This window comes from Bartonella sp. AD328YNZD, from assembly GCF_042196425.1.
This window is the reverse complement of the sequence record NZ_JBHIQG010000104.1, coordinates 1-7338: the sequence shown is the minus strand read 5'-3', so window position 1 is coordinate 7338 and position 7338 is coordinate 1. Positions and strand designations below refer to the sequence as shown.

Below are 7338 nucleotides of genomic sequence, written 5' to 3'. Positions count from 1 at the left end.
TAAATGTTCTGTTGAATGAGCAGAATCTGTAGAATTTTCTACTTTATCCAATATCGCTTGCTTTTGAGACGTCGATAGAGACTCCCATTTCACAATAATATCAGATAAAGCCGCTTCAAATTTTTTGTCATTCTTCATAGTCATACTCCATGTAGTCAAACTATTATAACGCTAAAGCGTTTAAAATATATCTCATACCTCAGAAAAAAATATTTGCAATAGGCAGTATGGAAGCAATTGTATACAAACTTATTTTATAAAATCAGATGAAGTTCTATTAGTCACGTACCATGGTGAAACAGAAAGCATCGCACGATCCAGACCTTCTTATGAAAATTGGTATGATCACTTTTATCAACAATGTGAATAATGTTACGCAAATCTTATGATTCGAACCAATAATAAATTAATGTGAAAATATCTCTTAAAACACTCCTGAACTCTCATATAAGAGAACATGAAAAAGCTCATTTCGAAAAGAATATATCATAATTTTGTTCTACATAGCACCATCTATGTTTTTTAAACAATATTACAAAGCAAGAATATCACAATGCTATAGGAATAAGTTCTTATAAAGAGCTGCACTACTTAAAACTCTGAAACAGTTTATAGAGAACCTCTCCTCTGAACACACCTTTGTAAACACTGATATAAATATCTATCATGGATAAAAATGGTAATAATTAAAAAAATAAAACGAATCATTCCCCATGATCTGTTTACGTAAATTGTATGCAGACTTACAATAAGAAATAAATTCCCATCCATAAATGGAGAATTATATTTTACAAAGTATGATCTTGAAGAAGAAGTGTATTTTTCCAACAAAAAGTCTCCTACCAATAATTTTTCATAAGAAAAGAAACTCATAACAAAGATCAAACTCTCTTCACAATCAATACAAGGAAAATTTTAGCAATACAAAAAAAGAGCTAAGTTTATCAAAATACGACCAATACCCGATGAGAATAAAATCAAAAAAGACCTTTGGTTCTTCAATAACAATTTGAATTACATGCTATATTTTGAGCATTAAACAGAAAATACATAAAGGCCCAAATGGTATTTTGACGAATTTTCCAACATCATAGAAAACATTCCTTACAGAATAATAAAATGCTTATTACAATAAAATTTGCATGATGCAAAGAAACACCAATAATCATTCAATGAGCTGTTCAAAGAGCAATTGATTAAATTCTTTTCCAGAGCACACTCAACCGTCACTATGAACAATATTTCTCACAATATCAAATAGAATTCCTTTCTTGGGAAAAAGAAAATATCAACAAATGTTATCATCGTTGCCCCCACGATACATATGAATGTCCATAGATCACATTCTCTTATACACTAACTTTTCATCACGATGATGCTATTCGAACGTCTAAAAGACATTAACATCATTTAGAAAAAAGCAAATTTACATTAAATGTTTTTTGAGCCATTTGTTCTGAACAGGTCCAATCTTTAAAATTGTCTCTATTAAGATCTGTTTATTTGCAAAACAAGTATAAATAAACTTATCCAATGAAGCTTTTAGCTTTCTATTTTTGAAGTACATCACACAGAAAAAGTACAAAACAGTACACGAATTAAGAAAATAAATAGCGACACATATCAGTTAATCAAAATACTAAAATGTTGCAAATGAGAGAACTTCTTTGATGAGACTAAAAAAACGTACCCTCACTTTATATTAAAGTGAGTGAGAGAAAAAACTGCAAAAAACAACGACTAAAGGCTTCTAGAATAAATAAATAAAAAATGAAAACGGTGGAATCTCAAAAATTTTATATAAGCGATCCATTTTTCTATTGGACATTCCCCTATTGGTGGGCCCGGAGGGACTCGAACCCCCAACCAAGCGGTTATGAGCCGCTGGCTCTAACCAATTGAGCTACAGGCCCCATATAGGTTGTTTCTCTCTAAACTAAAATGCCCTATGATACAAGAGCTGACCCAGATTATAACCAATCTTTTTCTCTTTTCTATTGGTTTTTTTTTCAGTACCCTAGTTTCTTTATAAGAACTCTTAAAAATGATAGAGAGTAGTCAACTGACAAATGTAAAGGAATAGATATGATAGAAAAGAAAACTCAACCACTGAAGGGGTCTCTGGTTAAAATAGCTCTATTAGCATTCACGCTCTTAGCCTCTTCATTGACTGTACGTGCTTATGCTGAAGAAAATAAAATAAAAAATGCAACGATTACAGTGACGGCAATCGGAGAAAGTCAGGCAGTACCGGATATGGCAATTATTAATCTCGCCGTTGTTACCCATGACAAAACAGCCCAAAAAGCTTTAGCTTCCAATAATCAATCTATCAATGATATTATAAAAGCTTTTAAAAACAATGGCATTCAAGCGAATGATTTGCAAACATCAGGCTTATCCATTTATCAGTCGAATCCTGATAACCACCACGAAAAAAAGAATAATGAAAAACTCTATCATGTTTCAAATTCTTTAACTGTCCGCATTCGTGATCTTACCAATGCTGGTAAAATCTTTGATCAAGCAATGACACTGGGGGTTAATTCAGTTAACGGTATTACGTTTACCAACGCAGATACGAAGCCATTTTATCAAGAAGCACGCAAAAAAGCCATTACTGAAGCCATTGAAAAAGCGCAAACGATAGCGCAAGCTGCCGATGTAAAATTAGGAAAAATTATTGAAATCAATGAAAAAGATGATTACTATCATCCAACACCGCGCCTCATGAGCAGAGCAGCAGATGCAAGCTACGCAAATACAAATTTTGCAAGCGGTGAATTAAATTATAACGTGAGTGTCACCGTAGTCTTTGCTATCGATTAAATGAGCAAGCATTGTATAAAACAATCATATCACTGGCCTTCACACAGAAGACCAGTAATATGAGCGAGGTAAGCTTCTTCAGATAATAATTCGTCTTCATAAACCTCTATTTGTCCACGTGCAGAAGCATGTGCGTAATGCACCGTCTGAGAATCCCCTGATACCAATGGATGCCACCACGGAAGATCTTCTCGCTCATAAACTAATCTATAAGCACAACTTTCTGGAAGCCAACGCGCCGTTTTAACTGTTGTAATGTCTAATGATATACAATCTGGTACGATTGAGTGACGATGAGCATAGTTTCGACACCTACAAGTTTCTCCATCTAAAAGACGACAAGCAATACTGGTTGCATAAAGGTCACCCGTATCATCGTCCTCAACTTTGTGGAGGCAACAACGACCACAGCCATCACAAAGGCTCTCCCACTCAGAAATGGAAATTTCTTCTAATTTTTTCACTTTCCAAAAGGGAAGTTTTCCACTCATAAACTCAAGCACACCTTTTTATTTAAAACGATCTATAAAAAACGAAAGAATTAAAAGTTTAATGTCTATAATTTCATATATTTCTGTGTGTTAAAAAGATTTAACTCAATGCATACTTAAATCATTTTCTTAAAATCTCTCTGAATAACAAGAGGATATTCAGAAAATATCTCAATAAATGAACATACTCTATTGAAATATCCCTTTGTAAGCTAACAAAGAATGCAATAGAATGTGCGCCTTGAAATGATAGAATAATTTCTGCAAAGAATACACCTTTCGCATCAAAAAGCCAGTATGCTGCAATAGCAGCACTATAAGTTTATTCTTAATACATCCCCTCTTTTAAGAAACAAATCGTTACACACAAGAGAATATTTTACCATTCATTTTTTTGAAAGACGACCACACCACTCTTTGCCCCATATCTGTTATTTTCAGAAAGAAAAATACAAAATCCCACCCCCCAGAAAAACATTAAATATCATCAACTTTCTAGGTTATTCAAAGTCACCTCATATTTTTCTTTTTTTTTCAAAAAATCATCCAAGTACAAGGGAATAACACTTCCCCCTTTATTAAGAAGAAAGGAGAAAATTTCAAAATGCATGAATTTCTTTATTTAAGAATCAAGAAAACTGCGCAACTTTCGCGAACGACTAGGATGTTTCAATTTACGAAGTGCCTTTGCTTCAATCTGACGAATACGCTCTCTTGTAACTGAGAATTGTTGTCCCACTTCTTCCAATGTATGATCGGTATTCATCCCTATTCCAAACCGCATCCGCAAAACACGTTCTTCTCGTGGTGTTAATGAAGCAAGAACACGTGTTGTCGTATCTCGAAGATTAGCCTGAATAGCTGCATCAATCGGCAATAAAGCATTTCTATCCTCAATAAAATCACCCAAATGGGAATCATCCTCATCACCAACCGGTGTTTCAAGTGAAATAGGTTCTTTTGCAATTTTAAGAACCTTTCGCACTTTTTCTAACGGCATAGAAAGCTTGCTAGATAACTCTTCTGGTGTTGGTTCTCGTCCAATTTCATGGAGAATCTGACGCGAGGTACGAACGATTTTGTTAATTGTTTCAATCATATGAACAGGGATACGAATAGTCCGTGCCTGATCAGCAATTGAACGCGTAATAGCCTGACGAATCCACCATGTCGCATAAGTCGAAAACTTGTAGCCGCGCCGATATTCAAACTTATCCACAGCCTTCATCAAACCGATATTGCCTTCTTGAATAAGATCAAGAAACTGCAAACCACGATTAGTGTATTTTTTTGCAATTGAAATGACAAGACGCAAATTAGATTCTACCATCTCTTTTTTGGCAATTGTTGATTCGCGTTCACCTTTTTGCACCTGCATAACAATCCGACGGAATTCACCAATTGAAATAGCCGTTTCTTGTGCAAGATTTTGTATTTCACTCCGCAATTTTTGAATTTCTTTTGCTTCACGCATCGAAAATTCTTTCCAACCAGGTGTAGGTAAAGTGGCAATATAATTCATCCAATCTGCATCCAATTCACGTCCTTGGTATTCTTTTAAAAAATCCTCATGGCCAATTCCATAGCTATTGGCAATCCGTTTCAGCTTACCTTCATTCTGAATCAATCTCTTATTGATGTCATAAAGCTGTTCAACCAAAGCTTCGATACGATTTTGGTTCAAAGAAAGAGATTTTACGGCTTGAATCAAAGCACCCTTTAATTGAATATATTTTTTCTTCTGAGAAGATGTAAGAGCTCCCTCTTTACGCTCTGCCAAACTGCTTTCAACATGCTGATCTTGCAATTTTCGTAATTTTACATAGGTTTGAGCAATAAAATCCAATGTTTCCATAACTTGAGGACAAAGTTCATTTTCCATTGCCGCAAGTGATAAGTTAACATCGTCCTCGTCTTCTTCTTCATCTTCCTCAATGTTTCTCTCTCCTATGCTCTCCCCCATATTATGTATACCAGAAGACATTTTTTCTTCTTTTGTCTTATCCACTTCACTTCTCTCAATAACAGGAGCCTGCTTTGCTTCTGGACCAGCATAAGTAGTTTCAAGATCAATAATTTCGCGAAGAAGAATACGCTGTTCTTTTAACTCGTCACGCCAAATAATAAGAGCCTGAAAAGTCAAAGGGCTCTCACAAAGTCCGGCAATCATTGTCTCACGCCCTGCTTCAATACGCTTAGCAATGGCAATTTCGCCTTCCCGTGAAAGAAGCTCAACAGCCCCCATTTCACGCAAATACATACGCACCGGATCATCGGTGCGATCTGTTACTTCGCGCTTATTCGTTGTCGTTGCAATTGCGTAACTAGAGGACTCTACTAAATCACCGCCTTCTACAGTAACTTCCTCTTCATAGTTTTCGGCATCAACTTCATCCTCATCATCCACAACATTAACCCCCATCTCAGAGAACATCGCCAAGATATCTTCAATTTGTTCGGATGTAACCTCGTCAGAAGGAAGAACTGCATTGAGTTCATCCATCGTTACGTAACCATTTTTTTTGGCAAGTTTAATCATTTTCTTGATGGCATCATCAGAAAAATCAAGAAGAGGGCCATCTAAACTCGCTTGGCTTTTTACTTCTGCATTATCTTTCTGTTTAACCTTTGTTGCCATACCATAACTCCACTCGATCACGCCATAGTTTCTATGTGACCAGCTTTTTTGTTCTCACTTCAATCACCCAATAGTTTCTCATATATATTTCTTAAGAGATTACTATTAGAAAGAATACATTTTGTATACACCTTGTCATTCAGACAAAAACGCGGGAAAACTCCAGAAGTTTCCCCGACACCTCTCAGCCCTTCTGAGATAATTTCTGTACCCTATCGTAAGAACCAATTTCCCGCTTTTCCTAAAATTTGCCCGCTTTTTCTAGAATTTAATCATCACCTTTATGAAAATATTACTCCACATAAAACTTCCTTATCTAAAATTTAAGTGACTGATTCGCATTAAAAAAGCGAATCATTTTATCGTATCTTGTGCATTCCCGTCTATTTTTTCATCCAACCAACTTCCAAACCCTTCAATTAACGCTTCTGTTGCCTGCATCTGCTCCAGCTCATTTTTTATCTCACGAAGCAGATCAAAAACCTCACTCTTAGGATTTTCTACAAGTTGCTCTTCAATATCCTGTAACCTTTTATGTAGGTGGTGTTCTTGAAGATGCAAGTAGACAGCTTGTTTTAATATAGCACGTGCATCTTCTATAGGGGCTCCACTAAAGATAATACGCATACCAATATTTTGCACAAGATGTTTCATACGCTCTAACAGAGCCTTTTGCCCTCTTTTTTCCAAGAACGCAACCATTGTCTCTTTATCATGAAGCTGCTGATTGCCAAGAATTTCCAACATAGCTTGATGAAAACACATCAATTGAGTATTTTTTAATTCTAACTCAGAAAGAATCTCAAAATTTTCATACCACAACTCAGGATAGTAAGCTAAAGTGAGTAAAATCACTGCTTCGCGCACAGGAATAGCTTGCGAAGAATTTCGTACTATTTCAGAATTTGCTAACAGAGAAAAGGATTGCTCTTTAAAAATCCTATTTGGCGAAGACAGATCATATCTTCCTCCTCCATTTTTTTTAGAAAAAGAGGGACGAAAAAAATCAAAAAGGCGTTTTTTTACATCTTGCAAATAATAACGACGAACATCTTCATCCTTAATCGTAAAAATTTGTTGTTTTAGGTGTTTTTCCAGAGCTGCTCGTGTCTCTGGAGTTTCAAAATGCTTTCCATAGGTAGCACGCCACCATAAAAGCTCACTCAAAGGAATTGCTTTTTGCAAAAAAGAAGAAAAAAGCTGTGCACCACCAGCACAAACAATTTCGTCAGGATCTTTTCCTTGCGGCAACAAAACAAAGCGTACACAAACCCCAGCCTTTAAAAGAGGCAACACACGATCTGCAACACGAAAAGCAGCTTTTAAACCCGCATCATCACCATCAAAACACAAAATAGGCTCCTTCCCCATCTGCCATAA

The 7338-nt window shown here is 35.8% G+C and carries 4 protein-coding genes and 1 tRNA gene; 1 reads left to right on the top strand and 4 read right to left on the bottom strand.

Going from position 1 to position 7338, the window contains the following annotated elements; translation table 11 throughout:
* Positions 1 to 1836 precede the first annotated feature (1836 nt).
* Positions 1837 to 1913 (bottom strand) — tRNA-Ile (locus tag ACFIO3_RS06280).
* A gap of 172 nt (positions 1914 to 2085) precedes the next feature.
* Between ACFIO3_RS06280 and ACFIO3_RS06275 the strand changes: the two genes are divergently transcribed.
* Positions 2086 to 2829, top strand: coding sequence for an SIMPL domain-containing protein (locus ACFIO3_RS06275; RefSeq protein ID WP_375608220.1), 744 nt, complete (start codon positions 2086 to 2088; stop codon positions 2827 to 2829).
* Between the two features lie 29 nt (positions 2830 to 2858).
* On the opposite strand, the gene ACFIO3_RS06270 is transcribed toward ACFIO3_RS06275, so the two are convergent.
* From ACFIO3_RS06270 to ACFIO3_RS06260, 3 genes are all read right to left on the bottom strand, one after another.
* Positions 2859 to 3320, bottom strand: a complete 462-nt coding sequence (locus ACFIO3_RS06270; RefSeq protein WP_375608219.1) for a YcgN family cysteine cluster protein — start codon at positions 3318 to 3320, stop codon at positions 2859 to 2861.
* 622 nt (positions 3321 to 3942) lie between these two features.
* Positions 3943 to 5958, bottom strand: a complete 2016-nt coding sequence (gene rpoD / locus ACFIO3_RS06265) for an RNA polymerase sigma factor RpoD (protein ID WP_375704208.1) — start codon at positions 5956 to 5958, stop codon at positions 3943 to 3945.
* A gap of 354 nt (positions 5959 to 6312) precedes the next feature.
* Positions 6313 to 7338: toprim domain-containing protein (locus ACFIO3_RS06260; RefSeq protein WP_375704207.1), on the bottom strand; the 1026-nt coding region annotated here is incomplete at its 5' end.

What these genes read in the sequence shown, in the direction of transcription:
- ACFIO3_RS06275 (WP_375608220.1), top strand. Translation starts at nt 2,086, where the DNA reads ATGATAGAAAAGAAAACTCAACCACTGAAGGGGTCTCTGGTTAAAATA.
- ACFIO3_RS06270 (WP_375608219.1), bottom strand. Translation starts at nt 3,320, where the DNA reads ATGAGTGGAAAACTTCCCTTTTGGAAAGTGAAAAAATTAGAAGAAATT.
- rpoD (WP_375704208.1), bottom strand. Translation starts at nt 5,958, where the DNA reads ATGGCAACAAAGGTTAAACAGAAAGATAATGCAGAAGTAAAAAGCCAA.